The sequence below is a fragment of the Bradyrhizobium sp. RP6 genome (assembly GCF_003837805.1).
In the GTDB taxonomy this organism is placed as follows: domain Bacteria; phylum Pseudomonadota; class Alphaproteobacteria; order Rhizobiales; family Xanthobacteraceae; genus Bradyrhizobium.
On sequence record NZ_RQIT01000002.1, the window covers coordinates 202,286 to 225,397 of the forward strand.

The 23,112-nt window shown below is 64.7% G+C and carries 24 protein-coding genes; 12 read left to right on the forward strand and 12 right to left on the reverse strand.

Features of this window, described 5'->3' with window-relative positions:
- Nucleotides 1–4 precede the first annotated feature (4 nt).
- Complete coding sequence (locus EHH60_RS37075) at nucleotides 5–532, reverse strand: hypothetical protein (protein ID WP_158626716.1); 528 nt, start codon at nucleotides 530–532, stop codon at nucleotides 5–7.
- A 729-nt stretch (nucleotides 533–1,261) separates the two neighbouring features.
- Here EHH60_RS37075 and EHH60_RS05815 point away from each other — a divergent pair.
- From EHH60_RS05815 to EHH60_RS05855, 9 genes are all read left to right on the forward strand, one after another.
- Nucleotides 1,262–2,047: an alpha/beta hydrolase gene (locus EHH60_RS05815; RefSeq protein ID WP_124158520.1), complete on the forward strand. Its 786-nt coding sequence runs from the start codon at nucleotides 1,262–1,264 to the stop codon at nucleotides 2,045–2,047.
- A 173-nt stretch (nucleotides 2,048–2,220) separates the two neighbouring features.
- Nucleotides 2,221–3,867, forward strand: a complete 1,647-nt coding sequence (gene mdcA, locus EHH60_RS05820) for a malonate decarboxylase subunit alpha (RefSeq protein WP_124158521.1) — start codon at nucleotides 2,221–2,223, stop codon at nucleotides 3,865–3,867.
- A 9-nt stretch (nucleotides 3,868–3,876) separates the two neighbouring features.
- The gene (gene mdcC / locus EHH60_RS05825) at nucleotides 3,877–4,194 is read left to right on the forward strand and encodes a malonate decarboxylase acyl carrier protein (protein WP_124158522.1); all 318 of its coding nucleotides are present in this window, start codon (nucleotides 3,877–3,879) and stop codon (nucleotides 4,192–4,194) included.
- The gene (locus EHH60_RS05830; RefSeq protein ID WP_199751321.1) at nucleotides 4,191–5,129 is read left to right on the forward strand and encodes a biotin-independent malonate decarboxylase subunit beta; all 939 of its coding nucleotides are present in this window, start codon (nucleotides 4,191–4,193) and stop codon (nucleotides 5,127–5,129) included. The genes mdcC and EHH60_RS05830 overlap by 4 nt, the downstream gene beginning before the upstream one ends.
- Nucleotides 5,116–5,838: a biotin-independent malonate decarboxylase subunit gamma gene (gene mdcE / locus EHH60_RS05835; protein WP_124158523.1), complete on the forward strand. Its 723-nt coding sequence runs from the start codon at nucleotides 5,116–5,118 to the stop codon at nucleotides 5,836–5,838. The genes EHH60_RS05830 and mdcE overlap by 14 nt, the downstream gene beginning before the upstream one ends.
- Nucleotides 5,813–6,493, forward strand: a complete 681-nt coding sequence (mdcG, locus tag EHH60_RS05840) for a malonate decarboxylase holo-[acyl-carrier-protein] synthase (RefSeq protein ID WP_124158524.1) — start codon at nucleotides 5,813–5,815, stop codon at nucleotides 6,491–6,493. Before mdcE ends, mdcG begins: the two co-directional genes overlap by 26 nt.
- Entirely contained in the window at nucleotides 6,490–7,371 is an 882-nt protein-coding gene (gene mdcB, locus EHH60_RS05845; RefSeq protein WP_124158525.1) for a triphosphoribosyl-dephospho-CoA synthase MdcB, read from the forward strand. Before mdcG ends, mdcB begins: the two co-directional genes overlap by 4 nt.
- A complete protein-coding gene (locus tag EHH60_RS05850; RefSeq protein ID WP_124159053.1) occupies nucleotides 7,368–8,318 on the forward strand; it encodes an AEC family transporter in 951 nt (316 codons plus the stop codon). Before mdcB ends, EHH60_RS05850 begins: the two co-directional genes overlap by 4 nt.
- 9 nt (nucleotides 8,319–8,327) lie before the next feature.
- Nucleotides 8,328–9,263: an acyltransferase domain-containing protein gene (locus EHH60_RS05855; RefSeq protein WP_124158526.1), complete on the forward strand. Its 936-nt coding sequence runs from the start codon at nucleotides 8,328–8,330 to the stop codon at nucleotides 9,261–9,263.
- 343 nt (nucleotides 9,264–9,606) lie between these two features.
- On the opposite strand, the gene EHH60_RS05860 is transcribed toward EHH60_RS05855, so the two are convergent.
- The 6 genes from EHH60_RS05860 to EHH60_RS05885 all read right to left on the reverse strand — a co-directional run bounded on the left by EHH60_RS05860 (nucleotide 9,607) and on the right by EHH60_RS05885 (nucleotide 16,189).
- Nucleotides 9,607–10,905, reverse strand: a complete 1,299-nt coding sequence (locus EHH60_RS05860; protein ID WP_124158527.1) for an HlyD family secretion protein — start codon at nucleotides 10,903–10,905, stop codon at nucleotides 9,607–9,609.
- Between the two features lie 11 nt (nucleotides 10,906–10,916).
- A complete protein-coding gene (locus EHH60_RS05865) occupies nucleotides 10,917–11,120 on the reverse strand; it encodes a DUF1656 domain-containing protein (protein ID WP_124158528.1) in 204 nt (67 codons plus the stop codon).
- Entirely contained in the window at nucleotides 11,117–13,039 is a 1,923-nt protein-coding gene (locus tag EHH60_RS05870; protein ID WP_245454407.1) for an FUSC family protein, read from the reverse strand. The genes EHH60_RS05865 and EHH60_RS05870 overlap by 4 nt, the downstream gene beginning before the upstream one ends.
- Before the next feature lie 120 nt (nucleotides 13,040–13,159).
- Nucleotides 13,160–13,537, reverse strand: coding sequence for a response regulator transcription factor (locus tag EHH60_RS05875; protein WP_124158529.1), 378 nt, complete (start codon nucleotides 13,535–13,537; stop codon nucleotides 13,160–13,162).
- Between the two features lie 106 nt (nucleotides 13,538–13,643).
- Nucleotides 13,644–14,315, reverse strand: a complete 672-nt coding sequence (locus EHH60_RS05880; protein ID WP_124158530.1) for a response regulator transcription factor — start codon at nucleotides 14,313–14,315, stop codon at nucleotides 13,644–13,646.
- Entirely contained in the window at nucleotides 14,312–16,189 is a 1,878-nt protein-coding gene (locus EHH60_RS05885) for an ATP-binding protein (RefSeq protein ID WP_245454408.1), read from the reverse strand. The genes EHH60_RS05880 and EHH60_RS05885 overlap by 4 nt, the downstream gene beginning before the upstream one ends.
- 455 nt (nucleotides 16,190–16,644) lie before the next feature.
- On the opposite strand from EHH60_RS05885, the gene EHH60_RS05890 reads away from it, so the two are divergent.
- Both EHH60_RS05890 and EHH60_RS05895 read left to right on the forward strand, forming a co-directional pair.
- Nucleotides 16,645–17,499: a helix-turn-helix domain-containing protein gene (locus EHH60_RS05890; protein ID WP_124158532.1), complete on the forward strand. Its 855-nt coding sequence runs from the start codon at nucleotides 16,645–16,647 to the stop codon at nucleotides 17,497–17,499.
- Nucleotides 17,496–17,750, forward strand: coding sequence for a hypothetical protein (locus EHH60_RS05895; RefSeq protein ID WP_124158533.1), 255 nt, complete (start codon nucleotides 17,496–17,498; stop codon nucleotides 17,748–17,750). The genes EHH60_RS05890 and EHH60_RS05895 overlap by 4 nt, the downstream gene beginning before the upstream one ends.
- Before the next feature lie 129 nt (nucleotides 17,751–17,879).
- Here EHH60_RS05895 and EHH60_RS37945 read toward each other — a convergent pair whose 3' ends face one another.
- Nucleotides 17,880–18,842 carry an MFS transporter gene (locus tag EHH60_RS37945; RefSeq protein ID WP_124158534.1) on the reverse strand — a complete coding sequence of 321 codons (963 nt, stop codon included), beginning with the start codon at nucleotides 18,840–18,842 and terminating at the stop codon, nucleotides 17,880–17,882.
- 26 nt (nucleotides 18,843–18,868) lie between these two features.
- On the opposite strand from EHH60_RS37945, the gene EHH60_RS05905 reads away from it, so the two are divergent.
- Complete coding sequence (locus EHH60_RS05905; RefSeq protein WP_199751322.1) at nucleotides 18,869–19,204, forward strand: hydroxyisourate hydrolase; 336 nt, start codon at nucleotides 18,869–18,871, stop codon at nucleotides 19,202–19,204.
- Here the strand turns inward: EHH60_RS05905 and EHH60_RS05910 are convergent, their stop codons facing one another.
- From EHH60_RS05910 to EHH60_RS05925, 4 genes are read right to left on the reverse strand one after another with little or no spacing between them, the layout of a single operon-like run.
- Nucleotides 19,205–20,020, reverse strand: a complete 816-nt coding sequence (locus EHH60_RS05910) for an ABC transporter permease (protein ID WP_199751323.1) — start codon at nucleotides 20,018–20,020, stop codon at nucleotides 19,205–19,207. It abuts the gene before it with no gap.
- Nucleotides 20,020–20,883, reverse strand: coding sequence for an ABC transporter permease (locus EHH60_RS05915; protein ID WP_124158536.1), 864 nt, complete (start codon nucleotides 20,881–20,883; stop codon nucleotides 20,020–20,022). Before EHH60_RS05915 ends, EHH60_RS05910 begins: the two co-directional genes overlap by 1 nt.
- A 19-nt stretch (nucleotides 20,884–20,902) precedes the next feature.
- Nucleotides 20,903–21,949, reverse strand: a complete 1,047-nt coding sequence (locus tag EHH60_RS05920; RefSeq protein ID WP_124158537.1) for an ABC transporter substrate-binding protein — start codon at nucleotides 21,947–21,949, stop codon at nucleotides 20,903–20,905.
- A 30-nt stretch (nucleotides 21,950–21,979) separates the two neighbouring features.
- Nucleotides 21,980–23,074 carry an ABC transporter ATP-binding protein gene (locus EHH60_RS05925; RefSeq protein WP_124158538.1) on the reverse strand — a complete coding sequence of 365 codons (1,095 nt, stop codon included), beginning with the start codon at nucleotides 23,072–23,074 and terminating at the stop codon, nucleotides 21,980–21,982.
- Between the last annotated feature and the right edge of the window lie 38 nt (nucleotides 23,075–23,112).

Genomic DNA, 23,112 nt, shown 5'->3' on the forward strand with positions numbered 1-23,112 from the left:
GATCTCAGGGATTGCCGGAACCGCTGACTGAAGTCGTGCTGCCCATGGAGGCAGGACCGGGCACCGGCAGGGACGGACTGATTCCGGCGCCGCCGAGCTCGGTGGATCCGAGCGGAATCCCGACGCGTCCGACCGTCGATGTCGAGGGAGGCAAGGCGGATTGGGTTGTCGTGCCGTCGGGGCAGCCGAGTGACGGGATTCCGGAGAGCTCGCCGCCGTCAAACAAGGCCCCCGACGATCCGGTATTCCCTGGTTGGGAGCAGTTCGTCATTGCTTGCGAAGGATTGATCGGGGATACGCCGGGCGTGGCGATTTCGGTTGAGCCCAGCGGAATGCCTTCAGGCCGCGTGGCGCCCAGGTTGAGCGGCGAGGTTGCAGACATGCCGACAGGGGGCAACGTCGTCGGCAGCGTCATCTGCGCATTCGCCGCGGCCGGGATCAGCCATATCAGGCAAGTTGCGAGCGCCACACCCAGATGCATCGATGCAAATCGGCGGCATCTGAACCTGTTCGATGAGAGCTGTTCTCGCATGGGCTGCTCCGGGTTCTTTCATTTGTGCGGAACGATAGGGAGCGGCTGGCGTGCCGGTATTCCCTGAATGCACGTCCCGCTGTCTGGCCGCACGATCGAAAGCCATCCGCCCCCGGGATCATTGGGGCCCCTTCCGAAGCAGTCGCTTTGCCTCGGACAGCTCCCGGCGGCACGTCGCGATGTCGCTGGAACGGTTCGCGGCGCGTGCGCGGTCGAGGGCATCGAGCGCGAGTCGAAGGTGCACTCCGCTCGCGCCTGCCGCCTGCGCCACCGATCGCGGCGTCGGCTGATGACTGCGCAGTGCGTCAAGGCTCTCAGAGCTCCAGCCATGTGCGCCGGCATTCTTCTCAATCGCGGCGTCCGCCTGTGCCTGGACATGCCCGATCGAATCCTCGCAGGACGCAGCACGAGCCGGGGATGCCGCCTGCAGGAGGATTATAGTGGCGGCTGAAATCCGGATGAGTGAATTCGATGTCATTGTCGATCCTCTCGTGTGATAGCGAACGTGGTCTCGACTGACAGGACCGATACGCGCCGTCTTTCGCTTGCGAACGTCGGCTGCTTTGCATGCGCACGAGATCGTGCCATCAGAGAAACCGGAGCGTAAGCTGGATCAGAGCTGCGGCCGATAATTCCCGGCGTGCGAAGTGGGAAGGGTCGTTGTTTGCTGAAATACGCAGGCAAGCGGCCAACTTATTATCGCATCGTTCCAACCCGAGTGATCTCGACATGAAACACCTCAACGCAGGTCTCGCCTTTGCTGCAGCCCTTTCCCTGTTCGCGAGCATCGCCCCGGCGCGTGCGGAACCCGTCAAGAACATCGTCCTGGTCCACGGCGCCTGGGTCGATGCATCAGGCTGGAAGCCGGTCTACGAAATCCTGAGCAAGGAAGGCTTCCGCGTGACCATGGTGCAGGAGCCGGAAACGTCGTTCGCCGACGACGTCACGGCAGCGAAGCGGATTATCGATCTCCAGGATGGCCCGATACTCCTCGTCGGCCACAGCTATGGCGGCTCGATCATCACCGAGGCCGGCGTCCATCCCAAAGTAGCCGGCCTCGTCTACGTCGCCGCGCACGCCCCAGACGTCGGCGAGGATGAATCGGCGCTCGGCAAGAAGACGCCGAGCGTGCTTGGAAAGACCGAAGGCGTCATCAAGGTCACGCCGGACAAGTTCACCTATCTCGATCCTGTGCAATTCCCGAAACTGTTTGCGCCCGATCTGCCGCGTGAGCGCGCCGAGTTCGTGGCACGCTCTCAGGTCCTGGCCGCGGTACAGGTGTTCAGCACCCCACTGACGGCGGCTGCGTGGAAGACCAAGCCGAGCTGGGGCATCGTTGCTGGCGACGACCAGATCATCAATCCCGATCTGGAGCGCTGGTATTACGAGCGTGCCAAGAGCCACACCACGGTGATCCCGGGCGCGAGCCACTCGGTCTACGAGTCACATCCCAAGGAAGTGGCCGCTGTCATCGCGCGCGCAGCGCGCAGCATCGATCAACCGGTCACCCGCTGACGCCGCATTTTGCCGGTCCTAACGCACGGCCGGTGAACAGAGGATCGGCGGGAGAGGCAGCACTCCCGCCGGCCTGACTGTCCCATCCGGAATGTTCCATCAACCTGATCGAGACGATCAGCACCATTAGCGGACCGGACCGTGACGGTGAGACGCGCCCAGGAGCAAAGGCCATGACGAGCTGGCAGAACAACCGCGCTAGGCGTGATGCTCGCATCGCTGCAGGAGCCGTGCTTGCCCGCGGCAAAGTCGTAGAAGCAGGCAATGCCACGCGCTTGCTCGAGGCTGTGATTCGGCCGGGCGATCGGATCTGCCTGGAAGGCGACAACCAGAAGCAGGCCGATCTGCTCAGTCGTGCGCTGCTCGCGGTCGATCTCTCCAGGGTCAACGATCTGCACATGGTGCAGTCGGGCGTCGTTCTCCCAGAACATCTGGATCTGTTCGACCGCGGCATCGCGAAGCGGCTGGACTATGCCTATTCCGGGCCGCAATCGGCCCGCATCGCGCGCATGCTGTTCGGCGGCAAGATCGAGCTGGGCGCAGTCCACACCTATCTCGAACTATTCGCACGCTACTTCATCGACTTGACGCCGCACGTCGCGCTGATCGCTGCCGTCAGCGCCGACCATGACGGAAATCTCTACACCGGTCCGAACACCGAGGACACGCCGACCGTGGTGGAGGCAACGGCCTTCAAGGACGGCATCGTGATCGCACAGGTCAACGAGATCGTCGAGCATGTTCCGCGGGTCGACATCCCGGCGGATCGCGTCCACTTCGTCGTCAAGTCCGACAAGCCGTTCTTCGTCGAGCCGCTGTTTACGCGCGATCCGGCCGCGATCACCGAGGGACAGATCCTGACCGCGATGCTTGCGATCAAGGGTATCTATGCGCCCTATGGCGTGCAGCGGCTCAATCACGGCATCGGCTTCAGTACGGCCGCGATCGAGCTCCTGCTGCCGACCTTCGGCGAGCGGCTCGGTCTCAAAGGCAAGATCGCAACCCATTTTGCTCTTAACCCGCATCCCGCACTCATTCCCGCGATCGAATCCGGCTGGGTCCGGCAGATCCACTCGTTCGGCTCGGAGGTCGGCATGGACGACTACATCCGCGCCCGATCCGACGTCTACTTCACTGGCTCCGACGGCTCGCTGCGCTCCAACCGCGCCTTTTGCCAGACCGCCGGGCTCTATGCCTGCGACATGTTCATCGGCTCCACCTTGCAAATCGATCTGCAGGGAAATTCGTCGACCGTCACCACCTCCCGCATCGCCGGGTTCGGCGGTGCACCGAACATGGGGGCGGATGCGCGCGGCCGGCGTCATCCGAGTGAGCCCTGGCTGAAGGCCGGGGCGGAGTCCGATCCCGACGGCTCTCCCCTGATGCGCCGCGGCCGCAAGCTGGTCGTTCAGATCGGCGAGACGTTCGGAGACAAGAATGTACCGCTGTTCGTCGAGAAGCTCGATGCCATCGAGCTCGCGGAGAAGCTCGAGCTCGAGCTCGCGCCGATCATGATCTATGGCGACGACGTCACGCACATCGTCACCGAGGAGGGCGTAGCCAATCTCCTATTGTGCCGTACCGCGCAGGAGCGTGAGCAGGCCATCCGGGGCGTTGCCGGCTACACCGATGTCGGCCGTCGGCGGGATCACGGCATGGTCGCGCACTTGCGCGAACGCGGGGTGATCCGCCGCCCGGAGGATATCGGCATCAATCCGCTCGATGCGGATCGCAGCCTGCTCGCAGCGCGCTCGATCAAGGACCTCGTGCGCTGGTCTGGCGGACTCTACACGCCGCCGTCGAAATTCAGGAACTGGTGAGGACGGATCATGGAAGATCTTAGGTTTGAGCACAGCGTTCGCACCAGGGCCGGCGGCACCAGGCAGAGCGCGATCGTCGGCGTTGTCGCCTCGGGGAATCTGGAGGTGCTGGTGGAACGCGTCCTGCCGGATGCGGAATGCGCCATCGAGATCAGGACCGCGGCGGTCGGCTTCGGCGAGGTCTGGACCGCCGTAATCGGCGATTTCGTCGACCGCTATTCGCCCGGCGGGCTGAGATTCTCGATCAACGACGGCGGCGCGCGCCCCGATACGGTCTCACTTCGGTTGGCGCAGGCGGTGCGATCGATCACGGAGAACGGCCAATGACGGCACCATTCAAGGACATCACACTGACCGAGCGCGCCTGCAGCACCAGCTTCTACGAATCTTCGGCCCGCACGCGGTTGGAGTTGCTGCTCGACGCCGGCAGCTTCGTCGAGTTCATCGGTCCGGAGCAGCGCGAGGTCAGCCCGCATCTGAAGATTTTTGATCTGCCCGAGCAGTTCGACGACGGCATCGTCGTCGGGCATGGCCGCCTGGATGGCTCGCCGGTGTTCGTCGCCGCACAGGAGGGACGTTTCATGGGCGGCGCCTTCGGCGAGGTGCATGGCGCCAAGCTGACCGGGTTGCTCCGCGCGGCGCGCCAGATCGCATCGATCCCCGTCCTGATCCTGTTCGACACCGGCGGCGTCCGGCTGCAGGAAGCCAATGCCGGCGAGCTCGCCATTGCCGAGATCATGCGGGCGGTGATGGAGGCGCGCAGCGCCGGCGTGAAGGTGGTTGGCCTGATCGGCGGCCGGTCCGGATGCTACGGCGGAGGTGGGTTGACCGCAGGCTGCTGCTCGGCGCTCGCCGTGTCTGAACCCGGGCGCATTGCGGTGTCCGGCCCCGAGGTCATCGAGACCAATCGCGGCGTCGAGGAGTTCGACTCCCGCGACCGCGCGCTGGTCTGGCGCACCATGGGCGGTAAGCATCGCCGACTGCTCGGCGCCGCCGACGTCTTTGCCGATGACAACGTGCAGGATTTCCGCGAGGCCGCGCTGGAGCTGCTGGGTCTGATCGGACCTTTCGGCCTCGACAGCTTGAAGGCAGAGCAGGAGCGGCTTGCCGACCGGCTAAGCCGCTACGGTGCCTGCCTGGATGCCGTCGACATATGGGCGGCGGAAGGCATCGCGCATGCTGAATCGGTTCCGGAGCTGCCGTCCGATCAGTTCATTACGCTCGCCGAAAGGATCGGGAGGACCAACCGTGACGCTCGATGACATTCTCGCCTCGCTCTTCCCCAAGGGCCACGAGATCAGGAACGACAAAGGCGTCCTGCTCGGCTCGGCGACGCTGCGACGCGGCGACAAAATGCTCGTCCTCGGTGTCGCGGATCGAACCGCACTGGGCGTTGACGAGGCGATCAGATTGTCCGGCCATGTCCTGGAGTCGATCGGCCTGGCCTCTGGCCCGATCCTGGTGCTCGTCGACAGCGACAGCCAGCGCATGAGCAAGCGCGACGAATTGCTCGGGCTGAACGAATTCCTCGCGCATCTGGCGAAAGTGTTGATCCACGCGGACATCAACGGCCGCCCGACCATCGGCCTGCTCTACGGTCACTCGGCGGCGGGCGCTCTGCTTGCGACGGGACTTGCAACCCGCGTGCTGGTTGGATTGCCCGGCGCACACCCCGCAGTGATGGACCTGCCGTCGATGGCGAAGGTTACCAAGCTGTCGATGGAAGCGCTCGAGGAGAAGGCGAAGTCCACACCGGTGTTCGCGCCGGGGCTGTCCAATCTCGTGCAGATGGGCGCGGTTCACACGACGTGGAGCAATGACTCCTCTCTCGCCGATCAGCTGGAGGCGCTGCTGGCCGACATGCCGGCCGCGCGAGACCAACGGGATGCGCTTGGTAAGGCGCGTGGTGGCCGGCTGAAGGCCGCTGACATTGCGGAGCGTGTTCGTGACCTGGCCCTGCAAGCACGGTGAGCCTTCACCGGGTCGTCATGACCTCGTCTTCGTCAGCCCGGCGGGGTGGCGCGCGATGCTGGAAGCGCGCGGCGATCTCGCAACCGATGCGTTGGTCGCACGTTGGTCCAAAATGGGCTGGCCGGCGATCAGGCGGCGCGCTCTGCCAGGCGAGGACGCCGGTCTTGCTCTGGGCCTGCCCTTGCCGCCTTCGGCCGGTAAGAAGCGGATCTGCCTCCTGGCTGATATCCACCACGTCGTCTCGGTCGCGAGGCCGCCGTCGCTGCGGCAAGCGCGGGCCTACGCGCCGCGGAATTGGTGGCCCACGCTCGATCGGCTCAACCGCTTGGAGCTTCGTCACTCGGTGGATGCGCGCGTCTTTGGCAGCCTGGCCTGGCAATCGTTAACCGGGCTCGACTATGTGACGGACCGATCGGACCTCGATGTGCTGTTCGAGTTTCGCCATGAAACCGACATTAATCGCTTCGTCGCCGATGTGGCTGCGATCGAGATCGAAGCACCGATGCGGCTCGATGGTGAACTGATGCGCGCCGATGGTGCTGCCGTGAACTGGCGTGAGCTCTACGGCGGCGCGCGCGAGCTTCTGGTGAAGAGCATCGAGAGCGTGATCCTGCTCGACAGGAATCGATTCGTTTCGGGAGCGAGGGGATCATGATCACCGCGGCTGTACGAGGTTTCGAAAGGTCGGTTCAGCATCGGGCGCGCATCGGGCCCGATGTTTCCGCGATCGGCGCCATCGCTGCCCGCTGCCTCGTCGAGGAGCTGGAAACATGGCCGAAGCCGGGACTCGTAAGTCATATCGACAATGGCAGTCACGTTGATATGGATGCCGGCACGTTCCGTCGCAGCGCCGCGGCCATCAAGCCTCATCTTCAGCGCCTGGCCGATGCGGGCGCGAGTGGTTGCGGCATGGGGCGGCTGCGGATCATCGGCCTCGAGGCCGAGCGTGCGATGTTTGCAGCGACCTCAGGCGTCAACACGCATCGCGGCGCGATCTTCGGACTCGGCCTGCTGTGTGCGGCGGCCGGTGCGAGGGCCGGCGGGTTGGTCGATGCTGAGCTTTCGCTTGGTGAGGTCGTGAGGCGCCTGTGGGGCGAGAGCATCATCGACGGTCCGGTGCTGTTGCACAGCCACGGCAGCGCGGCCCGGCGCCGCTTTCGCGCCGGTGGTGCGTGTACCGAGGCCGCGAAGGGATTTCCCAGCGTCTATCGGATCGGATTGCCGGCGCTGCGCAGAGCGACGCGTGCCGTGCCGGAAGATAAGGAATCGGCCCGGGTCGAGGCATGCTTTGCCCTGATCGCCTTTGTGGAGGACACCAACCTCCTGCATCGCGGTGGGCTCGACGGCCTTCGCTTTGCGCATGATGCGGCGCGTCGCTTCATCGACGTTGGCGGCGTCAGCGCGCCTGGCTGGCGTAAGCGGGCGCAGTCGATCCATGACAGCTTCGTCGCCCGTCGTCTCAGCCCGGGTGGATCGGCCGATCTGCTTGCAATGACGCTCTTTGTCGATGCTCATGAAAGCCCATGCCGATGATGTCCAATGCAATCCTGATGGCGCTCGTGCCGGTTTTCTTCGTGCTGCTGCTGGGATACGCCGCCGGCAAACTTCATGTCGTCGACAATCTTCATGTCGACGCTCTCAACGCGCTGGTGATGGATTTTGCGCTGCCCGCCTCGCTGTTCGCCGCGACCGCGTCAGCGTCGCGCCGTGAGATGGTCGACCAGGCCTCGCTCTTCCTGGTGCTCGGCGTCACGATGCTGCTGCTCTATCTTGGCTGGTATTTCGCCGCCCGTCGGCTCTCCAAGCTCTCCCAGTCCGAGGCATCCCTGCAGGCGCTGACGATTGGCTTCCCGAATCTCGCCGGGGTGGGTCTTCCGATCATGACCTCAGTCGTGGGTCCAACCGGCACCGTTCCGGTTGCCGTTGCATTGGCGGCGGGCTCGATCCTCATCAGCCCATTGACCCTGATCGTCGCGGAAATGGGTGCCGCCAAGGCTCGTGGCGAAGAGATGGCGGCGCGGCAGATCTTGACGGCAGTCCGCCGTGCGATCACCAAGCCGGTGGTGCTCGCGCCCGCGCTCGGCATCGTGTTCTCATTGTCGGATGTGAGCCTCGACGCGCTGGCTCATGCGAGCCTCGCCCTGATCGGAAGCTCGGCTTCCGGCGTCGCCTTGTTCCTCACCGGAGCCATTCTGTCGGCGCAATCGTTTCGGCTGGATTGGAAGATCAGCGCTGCAACGGTGGCCTCGGACATCGTCCGCCCGTTGTTGGCCGTTGCGGTCATTGTCGTCCTTCCGATCTCGCAGGATGCAGCGAAGACGGCCATTCTGCTCGCGGCCGTTCCGTCGGGCTTCTTCGGGATCCTGTTCGCGGTCAACTACCGGCTGGATTCCGCAAGGGTGGGGTCCATGGTTATCGCCAGCACCGCATTCAGCGTCCCGACGCTGGCGATTGTGATTGCGCTGCTCTTTCCGCACTAGGGCGCGATCATGACATTGGCAATTCTTTGTTCGGGGCAGGGCAGGCAGCAGCGCGACATGTTCGCCCTCACGGGCGATGCACCGGAGGCCGCGCCCCTGTTTGCGCATGCGGCGGCATTGCTCGGTGGCAGGGATCCACGCGAGTTCGTTCGCGACGAAGCCGACGAGGTTCTGCACCGCAACCGTGCCGGCCAGATTCTCTGCACCTTGCATCCGCTCGCTGCGGCGTGTGCGCTCGCAGATGTCATTCCGCATGGCGTCATCATCGCCGGCTATAGTGTCGGCGAGGTCGCGGCTTGGGGTGTCGGCGGCTTGTTCGATGCGACCGCAACGCTCAATCTGGTGGCGCGCCGCGCGGAGGCCATGGATGCGGCAACGCGCGCCGGTGACGGACTGATCTTCGTCCGCGGTCTTTCCCGGGACGAGGTCGATCGCGTTTGCGAGCGTCATGGCACTGCGGTCGCCATCGTCAATCCAGGCGATGCCTTTGTCATCGGCGGCGGTCGTGAGGCGCTAAGTGGGTTTGCCCGAGACGCGCGGGCTATGCATGCAAGGATCGTCGCGTTGCCGGTCGAGGTCGCCTCCCACAGCCAACGCCTCTCCCCGGCATCTGCCGTGTTTCGTGAGGCCCTGCGCGAGGCATCGGTGATATTCCCGCCGCGGAGCGGTGCGCGCATTCTGAGCGGAATCGATGCCGCTCCGGTCGTCGTGCGCGAGACGGGTCTCGACAAACTTGCAGCGCAGATCTCGCAGACCGTGCAATGGGCCGATTGCCTGCAAGCCTGCGTCGAAGCGGGCGCGACGGGGTTTCTCGAGCTCGGGCCGGGACATGCGCTGAGCGGCATGGTTGCGGACATCGCGCCCGGACTTCCGGCGCACGCGCTGGATGATTTCCGGAGCGTTGAGGGTGTCCGCACCTGGCTCACGCGTCAGGTCAACCTCTAGCGCCGGCAAGTCCCGATCGGGACGGTGCCCTCGATTGGGACTTGTGCTGTCGAAAAAAAGGGCCGTCCCTTGGGGGAGGACGGCCCCTAGAATGCTCGTACGCCTAGGGAGGAGGGAGGCTCGAGCCGTGACTTGGGGGTCTCAGTCACTCAACATGCACACCATCGCCGATCCCGCAGCGAGAGTATTTCATGAACCCCCGCCGTTTCTCATTTCGCATGATTCACGACGGGCCCGTGCGCAGCACGCGAGATGGGGCTCTTGCGTTCCGACGTCAGCCCGCCGCCCGAGAATATGCCGGCGCTCGACGCGTTCCGGGTGGCTCTGTGCCAGCGCGCGCGTGTCAGTGCAGGCGTGGCGAGGCATCGATGCCGGGGGTCAGGCCGGGCGCGATCGTCTCTGCCGGAGGAACCGCGGGCTCGCGCATATAGGGAAGTACTTCCACTTCGGGGCGCTGCTGCGATGTCGTCTGCAGGCAGTCCGGGCGAGGCGGGCGGCCTGCGCCGAACAGATCGGAGAGGGGATCGACGAAGTTCGCGCGGAACCGGTCGAGCCAGGTTTGGCCTTCGCCCGCGGCGGGCTGCCGGATCGTCACTGTCGCTGTCATGCCGGAGACGAGCGGCACATCGGGAGGCACAGTGTCGATGGCGAGGCGTACCGGTACGCGCTGCGCGAGCCGCACCCAGGTGTAGATCGGGTCCACGGCGGGCAGGCCCTGTGTGCCAGCGGCGGCGTTCGACACGCTGATCCCGCGCGTCACGGTCTTCACATGTCCCAGTATCGGCTTAGGATAGCCGATCAGTTGTGCTTCGGCGCGGTCGCCAATGCAAACCCGCGCCATCTTGGTTTCCTCGAAGTAGCCGTCGATCCAGAAACTGTTGGAATCGATCACGGAAACGTTGCTGACGCCGGTGACGGCATAGTCTCCCGCGCGCAACAAGAGGTTGGTGACGTAGCCATCGACGGGACTGACCACGCTCGTGCGCTTCAGGTTCAGCTCCGCCTGCGCGAGCTGGTGCGCCGCAGCCTCGTAGGCAGCTTTCGCCTGCGCCGCGCTGCCTGCATAGATTTGCTGTTCTTCGGGCGTCGTTGCAAGATCGGACAGGTGCTGCCGACGATCGAACTCGGCCTGCTTCACCACGAGGTCCGCCGCCCGCTGGTCGACCAGAGACTTGCCGACCCGGACGGCCACCTCGAAGTCGAACGGATCGATCACGTATAGAACGTCGCCCTTGTGGACGAACTGGTTGTCGGCGACCCGAAGCTCCACGATCTTGCCCGCTACTTGCGGCGCCACGTTGGCGACCTGGACGCGGACGGTGCCGTTCCGCGTCCAGGGCGCAGTGACGTAGTGCTGCCAGGTTGAAGCCGCTATGAGAATTGCGACCAACGCGATGCCGAGAGTCGCAAGGTGCTTGCCGGCACGGCGCATGAAACGGCCGACCGATTCGCGCAGTGGCCTCGCGGCGGGCGTCGCCGATACCGAAGGTCTGACGCTGTCCGGTGCGCGATCACTGGTGTCACGCGCCACGGTCTCCAGCGCGTTTGTACCGTTCACGGCGTCTGTGGTGGCATCGACTGGTGCTTTGGCTGTTGGTTCGCCACGAAGGGGAGCGGCGTCCCGACGCAGGGTAGCTTCCATGGCACTTCTCCCTAGAAGAACAGCGCGAGCGTGCCGAACATCGCGACGTAGAGGCAAAGTTCGGCCAGCGACGGGTTGCTGAAGACTTTCGCGAAGCCGATCAATCGCAGCAGCGGGCGAAGCATCAGGAACGCTGCCAGCGCGATTGCGGCATAGGAGACGATGGGGGCAATGAGCACGCCACCGACGACGAGCTCCCGATAAGTGTTCGTCATGACTGTTTGCCTTGGCTGGTGGCGGTTGGAGACTGCGATGGTGCAATTACGGTGCTTGCCGTAACCAGCACGGCGATAGCCGAATTGGCGGACAGGTTGTTTCGCGATGCCATTTGGCGTATCGCCTCGGCAGCAGCGAGGATCGCGGCACCGTCGCGGTGCGCGAGGGCCTCTCGCGCGTCCTGCACCACTCGGGCGAGTGGATCCTGTGTCAGCCGCTGCAGTTCGGTGCAGCAGCGCCGCAAGCTCTCAGCCTGGTCGAAACAGCGCATCGCGTTGGCCGCGATCTGACCATTGAGAGCCGAGGCGGCGTTTGCGGTTAGGATCTGTTCGATCCGCGCTGCGTCGCGAAATGCTGCTTCCTCTGGCGCGAGATCTCGAGCTCGCCAGCGGTCGAGGTCGCGCAGCTCGCCCCCAGCCTCTCGCAGCAGCAGACGAACTCGCTGCTCGCCCGACAATGGAGGCAGCTGCAACTGCGCGGCGAACACGAGCACCGCCGACAGGCAGGCGAAGAAGCTCGTCACCAGGAACACCTCGGGGTCGTAGCTCTGCGGATTGGTCGGTGCGAGGACGGCGATCGCGAACACCAGGATGAGGCGGCCGAGGGACGACAGCATCGGGTTCGGCAACGAGATCAGCAGCGCGAGACCGATGACGACAGGCGCAAGGCCGATCGCCAGCAATTGAAATTCGGATACACCGTTGAAAACGAGGTATTTCAGGATGCCTGCCAGCGCGCAGGCGATCGGCATCGCCGTCAGCGTCACCATCGCGAAGCTGCGTGGCGCAGGCGTCGTGGAGCCGAGGCCGATGATCGCCGCCACGAGCGTGAGGCAGAGCTCGGTGGAGGGCCAGCCTGTCAGCACGAAGAAAAGCGCGATCAGCGTAAACGAGATCGTGGATCGTGCGGCGGTTTCCGCCGCGATGCGGCGCGAGCGATAGAGCGGCGCGCGCCATGCATGATACGGCCGCTTCCCTTCATGCAGTGCATCGAGGCTGCTACGCACCTGCGCGTTCTTTCGGCTGACCTCGGCCCGGAGCCAGGATCGGGCAGCCGCTATCAGCTCAGCTGCGTGTGGCGACGCGGTGGAGGTGGCGGGAAGCGCCGCGAGCATGCGGCCGAGAGAAAATGCGCTGACGAGGTCGACCAACGCGGTACGCGCGGCCGCGGATCTCGCCGTTCCGATGCTCGATTCGGTCGCAAGGCTGGCGATCTCCGGACGCACCGCCGCGATGTCGTGCAGCAGGATCGCCGCGGCCGCTGCGGAGGCATGCTCGATACCTTGCTCGAGGTCCGTGACCCGGCGGTGAAGCGCCTCAATGCGGCCTGCCAGCACCGGATGATAGTCCGGCGCGGCCAGCACATCGTTGACCAGCGCTACCGCAAGGACGCCGATGCCTATGGCGGCACCGCGCGCGATGCCGGTCGGAAACACCTGAAGCGGCGTGTCAATCTGCTGGATGGCGATCAGGGCGACGGTGATGCAGCAGAGCGCCGCTGCATAGGCACGATTGCCGTCCAGCATGGTGGCGAAATAGACGCAGAGCCCGACCCAGATGCCGAGCACGGCGAGCAGAAGGCCGTCGGTCTGAGAAAACACGCCGGCGATCGCAATCGATGCCGCGACCCCGATCGCCGTCGCGAGTAGCCGGTAGCCGGCCTTTTCCATGCCCTGACCGCGTGTCGGTAAGGCCAGGATCGCCACGGTCAAGGCCGCCGACGACGGGGATTCGAGCTCGAGCCAGAAGCTCGCATAGAGTGCGAGCATCATCGCCAGCCATACCCGCAGCGCAAAGGCCCAGGAACTCGCCGGGAAGCCGGCGAAGACCAGCGCAGACGGCGCGGCAGCCCTGGTGGTGTTCACGGGAATCCTGCCCCTTCCGTTCTCGGCAGAGCATGCCGCCCGGCCGAAGCCCATAAAGTCGAGGCCGACTATGAGATTTGCAGGGCCTGCCGGTATTTCCGGTCCATCAACCCAGTTGCCGGAATGCACGTGTGGTTGGGGAGGAGGGCCTTGCGCGAGGGACTAATAGACGGATTAGGGCGCGTGGCCTGCCAGCGCCTCTTCGAGGCAGCGGATGATCTCATCGCCGCTGGAGGGCTTGCCGAGATAGCAATGCGCGCCCGCGGCCATCACACGCTGGCGCACGGATTCGCTTGGAAATGCGGTCATGAAGATGATCGGAAAGCGGCGGCCGGCGGCAATCAATTGAGCCTGCAACTCATCGCCCGTGATGACCGGCATCTGCACGTCGGTGATCATGCATGCCGGATCGTCTCCCGGCGCATTCCGCAGGAAGTCCAGGCCGGACTCGTAGGCATCGGCCTCGTAGCCGAGCGAACGCACCAGGCTCGCAAGCGAAGCGCGAACCCCTTCATCGTCCTCCACAATCGCAATCACAGGAGTCTTGGCCATTTGCGCACAATCCTGACGGCGGTGTTCCGCAAGGCAAGGAGGATATCTCCCGTTGCGCGGCCCATGACGCCTTATGCACCCTGTGGCCGGACCGCCGAAATTATACTCAGGTTTGGTCCGTAGTCCTGCGGGTTTGGGAAACTCCGAGCGCCTCGGCCTTGCGAACGAGGTCGGCCAGTGACCTAACCCCCATCTTGCGCATGACGTTCCCTCGGTGGATTTTGACCGTGATCTCGCTGAGGCCGATCAGGGCTGCCACCTGCTTGTTCATCAGGCCGGCGGTGACATGGCCCATCACCTCACGCTCGCGCGCCGTCAGGGTTTCGTACTGGGCGCGGATGTCCTCCTTGGCCGCGGCTTCGGCACGGTGCTGCGCATCGCGCTCAAGCGCCGCGGTCACGGCATCTAGCATGTCCTGGTCGCGGAACGGCTTGGAAAGGAAGTCGACGGCGCCGGCCTTCATGGCACGTACCGACATCGGAATGTCCCCGTGGCCGGTCATGAAGATGATTGGATAGCTGATGCCCTGCCGGACGAACTGGCTCTGCAGATCGAGCCCGCTCACACCGGGAAGGCGGACGTCCAGCACGATGCAGCCGGGACCGTCGGGCAGCGAGCCGGCAAGCAATTCGGCGGGCGAGCCGAACAGGCGCGTCTGGAGGCCGACGGATCGGAACAGGCTGTCGAGCGAGGCGCGGATCGCTGCGTCGTCGTCGACGACAATGACGATTGCGTTGGAAGGCCGGGCCGGCGGCTGCGCCTGGTCTGGTCGTGTCATGGCAAGGCGTGCTCTTGGCTAAATGGCAACGTCAGGTGGAATGTCGTTCCCGCTCCCAGGGTGCTCGCCACCGACAATCGGCCGCCGTGAGCTTCCACCGTGGTTCGGCAGATCGCAAGCCCCATGCCCATTCCGCCATCCTTCGTCGTGAAGAACGGATCAAACAGGCGCGGCAGATCCTCCGGCTGGATGCCTGGGCCGCTATCCTGTACCGTAATCGTGAGGGTTTCGCTGTCCTCGCTGCCGGCGCGCAGCGTGATCGTGCGGGAACCGGGCTGGCCTGCCATGGCCTGGCCGGCGTTGATCAGAAGATTGACCAGGACCTGTTGCAGCTGGACCCGATCGCCGCGGATCGGTGGCAGGCCGGGCTGCGATTCGACGGTGAGGGTAACCCTGTCCTTGGCGAGTTCGCGCGCGACCAGTGCAGTCGCCTCTTCGATGATCTCGCCGATTTGCAGCATATCCCGCTGGGGCAGGGCCTTCTTCAGGAAGGTGCGGATGCGGGTCACGATCTCGCTGGCGCGGCGCCCCTGAGCGACGACATGGCCGATCGACGTCGTGACCTCCTTGAGGTCGGGTACGTCGCGCCGCAGCCACCGCAAGCCGGCTTCGCCGCTGGTGACGATTGCCGCGAGCGGCTGGTTCACCTCATGCGCAATCGACGCGCTGAGCTCGCCGAGGGTTGCAACGCGCGCGGCATGAGCGAGCTCGGCTTGCGCCGCGAGCAGCGCATCCTGCGCCTGCCGGCGCTCGGTAATGTCGACGACGAAGACGAGCACGTTATGATCTTCGTCGGATTGAGGCGGAAAGGTGATCGTGAACAGCACGGGAACCTTGCGTCCGTCGAGGCGCACGAGCTCGGTTTCCCCTTCGTGGAACCGCTCTCCTTCCGCGAATGCCACCAGCGCGTCGAGGAAACTGCGATCGTTCTCGCCCAGCAGCTTGTCCACGTTCTGGATGAAGGCCGCAGAGCTGCTTGCCCCCGCCATCTTCTGCAGGGCAGGATTGACGTCGGTGATTTTGGCAAGTCCGCGGGCATAGCGGACGAAATCGGGATGTCGCGCCAGATAATCGCGCAGGTCCGCGCCACGGGGAGGTAGCGAATCCAGCGCGGTCCGCAGTCCGCTCCAGTCTTCCTCGACGACGCCGATCCGGCTTGCGTCGAACATTCGGCGGTATCGCTGCTCGCTCTGCACGAGTGCGCTGTGCGCCGCGACCTGGTCCGTGACGTCGGTGTGCGTTTCGAGCACTCCAACGGGTTTGCCGAGAAGGTCGTGTTGCAGGGCCCAGCGGGCATCGACTGCGAGGGTGGCGCCGGCCTTCGTGCGCTGCTCAACCCTGCCTTCCCATCGCCCCGTGTCGAGCAGGGTGGCCTCGATGACTTCCCTCCGGTCGGAATAGCTGGTTCGCAGAAGCTTGTCGGCGAGCTGCCCAAGCGCCTCGTCGGCCGACCAGCCATAAGTCTGTTCCGCGGCCCTGTTCCAGAAATTGATCACGCCCGCGCGATCGCGGACGAAAATCATGTCATGCGAGAGGTTGAGCAGGCGCGCCTGCGCCGCCAGGCGATTGGTTGCGGCATGATTCTGGAGCGCGAGCAGCGTGGTGATGGCGATGGCCGCGAGGCTCACCAAAGCACGAAGGGCCGGCGAGCCGATGGGCTCGTGATCATGCGACAATAGATACGCCGTGATCGTCAGGGCGGCACAGCCGATCGCGGCGACGACGATGTCGTTGCGCCGGTTCGTCCTCGCTGCGAGCAGGATCGCAACGACGTAAAGAACCGCGACCGCGCCCTCGAGCGGCGTCAGCACGTCGACCATGAAGACCGCAAGGGCGAGGACGGCGGACCAGAACCGCAAACCGGCGCGGCTCATGGATGAACCAGTGGGCCGATCAAAGTTCGTCATCGTCGCAGGCGGGGCTTCTTCTCATTGCAGCCTCGTTGATGCCGCGATTTGATCGCGCCCACAATATCCCGTCTGCTGATTTTCGTGCTCTCTTGGAAGACCTCGTCGATAGTCGATCCGGCGTGGGCGCCGGCACGGAGATTCCCCAGCGGAACGAGGCTTATCGGTGATTTTGCCGGTCGCGGGCGCGTCAACTTACCGCAGGCGGGCGGAGCTGCAGGCCTCGGGTAGATGCAGGCGAAGTGTTCCGCTCGCCCTCTCGCCCACGATCATACTTACGTATAACGCGGTTAACCCGAGACCTTATCCATGCACCCGCGCGTAGAATGGAGCGCGCGGATCGCCGAACTACTTTGCTCCCATCGCATTCGGACAAGCCGGCCAGGCGTTGCCGATGCGAAACGGGACAAGGAGGTTCGACGATGTCGCTGCAGATATCACACTCGCAAATTGCCAAGGATCATGTCGCCGCCGCAATCGACGTCTCGCCCATCGACGGCCAGCGGCTGCGGCCATCGAGACGTTCGCCACGCTCCGGCGAGGAGGCAGTGATGCTCTCCCTCGTGCATCTGGATGTTGCGCTGGCCATCGAGCCGCCTGCTTCGGACGTGCGAGGATCTGCCAATCACGGGCCGAGCTTCAGGGTGTCCGCGAAACGTCTTGCGCACGCGTCCGCAGAGTCCGATCGGGAGACGGGTGCGGAGGAGGGCGCGGACCCGGTGATGAGGCGCCTCTCGGATGCACTCGCGGCCACCAAAGCCATGCACAATCCCCATTCCGCCATTCTCGTCGACGCATTGCGCCTGGCCATTCTGACCCGCAAGGCCAGCGGGGGGACGACGGTCGGACGAGGCCAGTCCGAGTCGGCCGAGAGTGACCGCGAACGGCACGCCTGCCGGGCGGTGCGGTCGCTGCAAAAATGGCGCCTCAAGCGCGTCATGCAATACATCGACGACAATCTGGAGGCGAAGGTCACCTTGCAGCATCTGGCCGCCGTTGCCGGCCTGAGCCGGATGCACTTCGCCGCGCAGTTCCGGGCGGCCGTCGGCATGCGGCCGCACGAGTATTTGCTGAAGCGGCGGATCGAGCGAGCCCAGGAATTGCTGCAGCGGGCTGACGTCTCGCTCGTCGACATCGCCTTGACCGTCGGGTTTCAGACGCAGGCTCATTTCACGACAGTGTTCAAGCGCTTCGCCGGCAATACGCCATATCAATGGAGGAGTGCTCATCGTGCGCAATTCCTGCCGCTGCCGCGCCCAGAAGCGAGGGCGTCATGAACGGCATCGGTATGCAGGCCCTGTCGCTGCCGCTGCTCGCCATTCAGTCGGCGCTGGTGTACCATGAGCTCATGGGATTGTTCGAGATCGCGCGTGTCCTTGGTGCCTCCTATCGCTTTGCATCCTCGGGATCCGGGTTAGGCGCTCTTTACGGTCGCTTCACTCTGAACTTCTGCAGGACTATTGTCGGAGGCATCGCACACTCTGCGTTGGTGGACCGGTCGATCGAGGCGGCGGTCCCGCAGGCTTGAAACAGAAGGCATTGGACTGAGACGAGCGGTTCCGCAGTCGGCTCGACCGGCCCACTATGGCCGAGCGATCCGAGATGCGCATGGCGAGCAGGTGTTCAAGGTCGACGTGCCGCTCAATGACGGCAGGATTTACACCCGCAGGATGGTCTCAATCTCTTGCGCTGCTCCGAGCAGCGAGCGGTCTTGTCCGCGCGCGGCGATGATCTGAAGGCCGAATGAAAGTCCGCACCGATCCGTTCCGCACGGAATCGAAATCGCCGGCAGGTGGGCATGATTGACGAACGGCGTGAACACCGCGTGGGCCCGCGGGCTTGCGGGTTTTCCGCCGATCATATCAGGGCCGAGCTGCGTCAGCGGCCAGGCGACGCACGGGACAGTCGGCGCCAGCAGCAGGTCAACCTCAGTGAAGAACGCTGGGAAGGCATTGGCGATCGCGGTGCTCGCGAGCAAGGCTGCCGCAACGTCCACACCGGACCAGGAGAGACCTCGCTCGATCTGCTTGGCGATGTCAGGATCCAAGACAGTCGGATCCTTGCGAAAGCTATCGCCGTGGAGTGCCGCGAGGCCCGCATGCTGCAGCGGCATGATCGCATCCTCTGCCGGTGCGAACGCGATGGCGATCGCGGGCAGGGCCAGCGAGCCGCAGATCGCGCCGATCTGGTTACCGGTCTGGCGGACCGAGAACACGAAGGCGCGACGCTCGGCGGTCACGAGCCGCGCCAGCAGCGCGGCGCTCGCCGGCGTCTCGGGCCCCATGGCGAGGCCGATGCAGAGACCCGCGGCCAGCAGGGCGGCGGTCGATCCGAGCGCGGCCAGCGCCATGCCGATCACAATGGCCGCCGCGCACAGGCTCGCGATCCGCAGCGAGCCGACCCTCGCGATCAAGCCGCCGCCCCAGAACGATGCGGGGATGCCGACGGCGAATACGGCGCAGGAGAACATCGAGAGCTGCCAGACCTCGATATGGGCGCGCGGCGCGACCACGCCAGGCGCGAACAGGGCAAGCGCAACGAGGGCCTGCAGCGAGGTCATCGAGCCAAGGGCCGGCAACAATGCGGGTGCTGGTCGAACGGCCGCGTTTCCGTCTACCATGGCGGCTTGCTCATGGGAGGAACATTGTGGCAGGCGGTATTTCCATTCACGCGGTCGATGTGGCGAGCGGGCGGCCGGCGCAGGGGCTGCGCGTCGAGATCTGGCGGATCGATCCGGACTCCGCGCGCATCGCCGACGGGCGGCTCGGCGCCAACGGCGTGCTCGATCATGCCGTTGTGCAAGGTGCCGGTGTAACGGAAGGCGCGTACGAGGTGCTGTTTCATCTCGGCGAGTTCTTTGGCGAGCGCGACGGCTTTCTCACGGTGACGCCGTTCCGCTTCCGCATCAAGGATGTTGACGAGCATTTTCATCTGCCGCTGAAATTCACGCGCTGGGGCTACTCGCTGTTTCGCGGTGCCTGATCAGTTCGTCAGCCGCCGCGACAGGCCGGTCACACGCTCCATGACCGCGACCAACGCGACGGTGGCCATGATCAGCACGCCGGAGAGCGCGGCGATGGTAACGTCGAGCTTGCCTTCGAGATCCTGCCACATCCGGATCGGCAGCATGTCGGTCGCGGCATCGCGCAGGAACAGCGACACCGGCACGTTGTCGAAGGACGACATGAAGGCGATGAAGGCGCCCGCGATGATGCCGGGCCGGATCAGCGGCAGCACGATGCGGCGGAACGTGTAGAGACGGCTTGCCCCAAGCACGGCTGAGCTTTCGAGCAGGGTCGGCTCGAGCTGGGCGAGGGCCGCGACCGTGTTGCGCACGACATAGGGGACGCAGACCACGGTATGTCCGATCACCAGCGTCAGCGGTGACACCGGCAGGCCGACGAGGGAGAACAGCATTAGGGCAGCAAGACCGAAGGCGAGCGCCGGCAAGACCAGCGGCGACATGAAGAGGGAATCGAGCAGACGTGTCGACAGCGTCCGCGACCGCGAAATCGCGAGCGCTGCCGCAACCCCGAGCACGACCGATAGGCCCGTCGCCCACAGCGCCACGATCAGGCTGTTCTTGGCCGCAAAATGCAGTTGCCAGGCATTCCAAAGCTCGACATACCAACGCAGCGAATAGCCGGGCGGCGGAAACCGCAGCGAGAAGCCGCTGGTGAAGGAGACGATCAGGACCACGAGCGACGGTGCGATGATGATGATCAGCGCGATCAGCGCGATCACGGTCATGACCAGCTCGAAGCTCAGGGCCTCCAGGGTGCGCCTGCGGCCGCTCATCACGCCCCTCCATGGCCGCGCGACAGGCGGCCGAGCGTGGTGAAGACGGAGACGACCGCGAGCACGGCGAGCAGGAAGATGATGGAGATCGCCGCCGCAAACGGCCAGTTCTGGAGCGTGGAAGCTTGCTGATACAGATACATCGGCATGAACAGCATCTGCCCGCCGCCGACAAGCGACTGGGTGATGAAGGCGGTGATCGCGGCGGCATAGGTCAGCGTGCAGCCGGCGATCACGCCGGGGAGCGACAGCGGCAGCACGATCCTGAAAAAGGTGCGCCAGCTTCCGGCGCCGAGCGAGCAGGAAGCATCGTCGAGATTGGAATCGATGCGGCCGAGAGCCGTGATCAGCGGTAGGGTCATCAAGGGCATCTGCACCTGTGCCAGAGCGATCACGACGCCAAACTGTGTGTAAAGCAGCTTCAACGGCGTATCGATGATCCCGAGCGATTGCAGTGCCGCATTGATGATGCCTTGACGCCCCAGGATGACGATCCAGGCGAAGGTGCGGACGACCACGCTGGTCAGAAGCGGCAGCAGCACGATCAGGATGATGATGGTCTGAAGCTTTGGTCCGACCCGTTGATAGAGCCACGCGATGGGAAAGCCGAGCACGAGACAGACGGCGGTTACCTCGGCGCCCAGCAGCAGCGTCGAGCCGAGCACGCCCAGGCTGAATGGATCGGTGAGGAAGTGCAGGTACTGGCCGAGCCCCCAGTGGAGCCCGGCCGTGTCGTTGTGCAGCGAGAGCCAGAACAATTGCAGCAGCGGCGCGACGAAGAAGAGGAGGAAGAACAGCGCCAGCGGCGCTGCCAATCCCATCCCGTAGGACGTCACATCGCGTGATGCCGGTGCTGCACCCATGATTCAAACCTTCAAAGTCTTAGATCTTGATTTCGCGGTTGAAGCGCTCGATCCAGGCCGAGCGCTGCTCGTTGATCTTCTTCCAGTCCTGGAACACGAACTTCTTCTTCAGCTCCGCGGTGTCCTTGGCCAGCACGCGCGCAATCTCGCCGCCCATCGTGACCTTGGAATTGGTCGGCACGATCAGATAGGGCGGGTTCATCAGTGTGGTCTGCACCTCGGGCGTCAGCGCGGCCTCGATCAGCTTGAAGGCGAGCTCGCGGTTGGGCGAGTTCTTGACGATGTGGATCGTGGTCTTGAAGGCGATGGCGCCTTCCTTCGGCGCCACGAACTCGACCGGCACGCCGCGCGCTTTCAGGATCTGGATGGCGTTGAAATTGCCTGGCGAGATATCGATCTGGCCCTGCTGGAACAGGGTCGCGAGCGCGCCAGGATTGGCGGCGACCGCGGCGAGATTGGGCTTGAGCTCTTCCAACGCCTTGAAGCCGGGATCGACATTGGCTTCGGAGCCGCCGCGCATCTTGGCAATCTCGACCAGCCATCCGGTGCCGAGTGTCGAGTTGAGGTTGGTGATGCCGACGCGGCCCTTGAACTCGGGCTTCCAGAGATCGGCCCACGACGTCGGTGGCGTCTTGACGGCTTCTGGATTGTAGGTGAGGCCGACGACCTGAAAGAACGGGGCGGGACCCATCGGCTCCTGCGCCTCGGCGATCAGGTCCTTGTAGTAGGCGCTTTTCTCGACGGGATAGGACTCGACCAGGTCCTGGCCGATGGCGACGAGAGCAGGACCGGGATCATGCAGCATAACGTCGATCGGCGGATTGGCCTTGGCGGCGTTGACCTTCGCGATCTGGTCGACCGAGAGCATCGGGTCGAGCACGATCGCAGCGTCCGCGTTCGCCTTGCGAAAGGCCGGTATCAGCACCGCCTTGTGCGCTTCCTCCCAACTTCCGGTGAAGGTCGCAAACACCAGTGGGCGGGCCTGGGCGAAGCTCAGTCCGGGAAACGCTTTCACGGCGCCGAGTGTGAGGGCGGTGGTCAGCAGGCTTCGGCGGTTGAGGATCATGTCGAACTCCATTTGGACTATGTCTGAATTTCAAAGCGTTGCGGGAAAGGCGTTGGCAAGCGACGGCGCGAGCGGTGCGAGACGCACCGCGGCACCGTTCTCTAGCGCGCGCGTCTCGCCGATGCGCGCCTGGGAGACCTTGACGCCGGAGCCGTCGGCAGTGGTGACTTCGTGCACGACAGTGGCTCCCAGCGGCAGCGACATGCCGACGACGCCGGCAAAGCCGGTCTCGTCGCCGACGAATTGCAGATGCTCGGGACGGATACAGACGGTGACGCGGCCACCTTCGCTGAGCGCCCCGCCGACGGGCCGCGCGATGATCTCCGTGCCGGCGTCGAGGCGTATCTTGGCGGCAGTACGGTCCGCCGAGACCACCACGCCGGGCATGCGGTTGGTCGAACCGACGAAGGTGTTGACGAACAAGGTCTGGGGCCGGTCGTAGACGTCGGATGGTGTGCCGAACTGTTCGAGATTGCCGTGGCTCAGCACGGCGACCCGGTCGGCCATCGACAGCGCCTCTTCTTGATCGTGAGTGACGATGAGCGTGGTGATGCCGGAAACACGTTGCAGCCGCTTGACCTCGATCTGCATGTCGAGCCGCAGATTCTTGTCGAGCGCGGCAAAGGGCTCGTCGAGGAGCAGGATCGACGGCTTGATCGCGAGCGCTCGGGCGAGCGCGACGCGCTGCTGCTGGCCGCCGGAGAGCTGCCGCGGCAGCCGCTCGGCCATTGCGGGCAGCTGCACCAGATCCAGCAGGCGCTGCGCCTCGCGCTGGCGCGTCGCCTTGTCGATGCCGCGGGCGGCGAGGCCGTAAGCGACGTTCTCACTGATCGACAGGTGAGGAAACAGCGCGTAGTTCTGGAACACGATCCCGACCGAGCGGCGATTCGGCGGCAGCATGTCTACGATGTCGTCGCCGATGATGATCCTCCCTTGCGTCTGCGCGATGAAGCCCGCGATGATGCGCAGGAGCGTTGTCTTGCCGCAGCCGGACGGACCGAGTAGGGCGATGATCTCGCCGCCCTTGATGTCGAGATTGATGTCCTCGACCGCGAGTGAGCCGCTCGGATAGCGGTGTGTGACCGCGTCGACGACGAGCGAACGCCCGCTTGGCGCATCAGCCATGGTGTTGCCTCCCGTTGCCCCAGAGCAGTAAGCAAGTC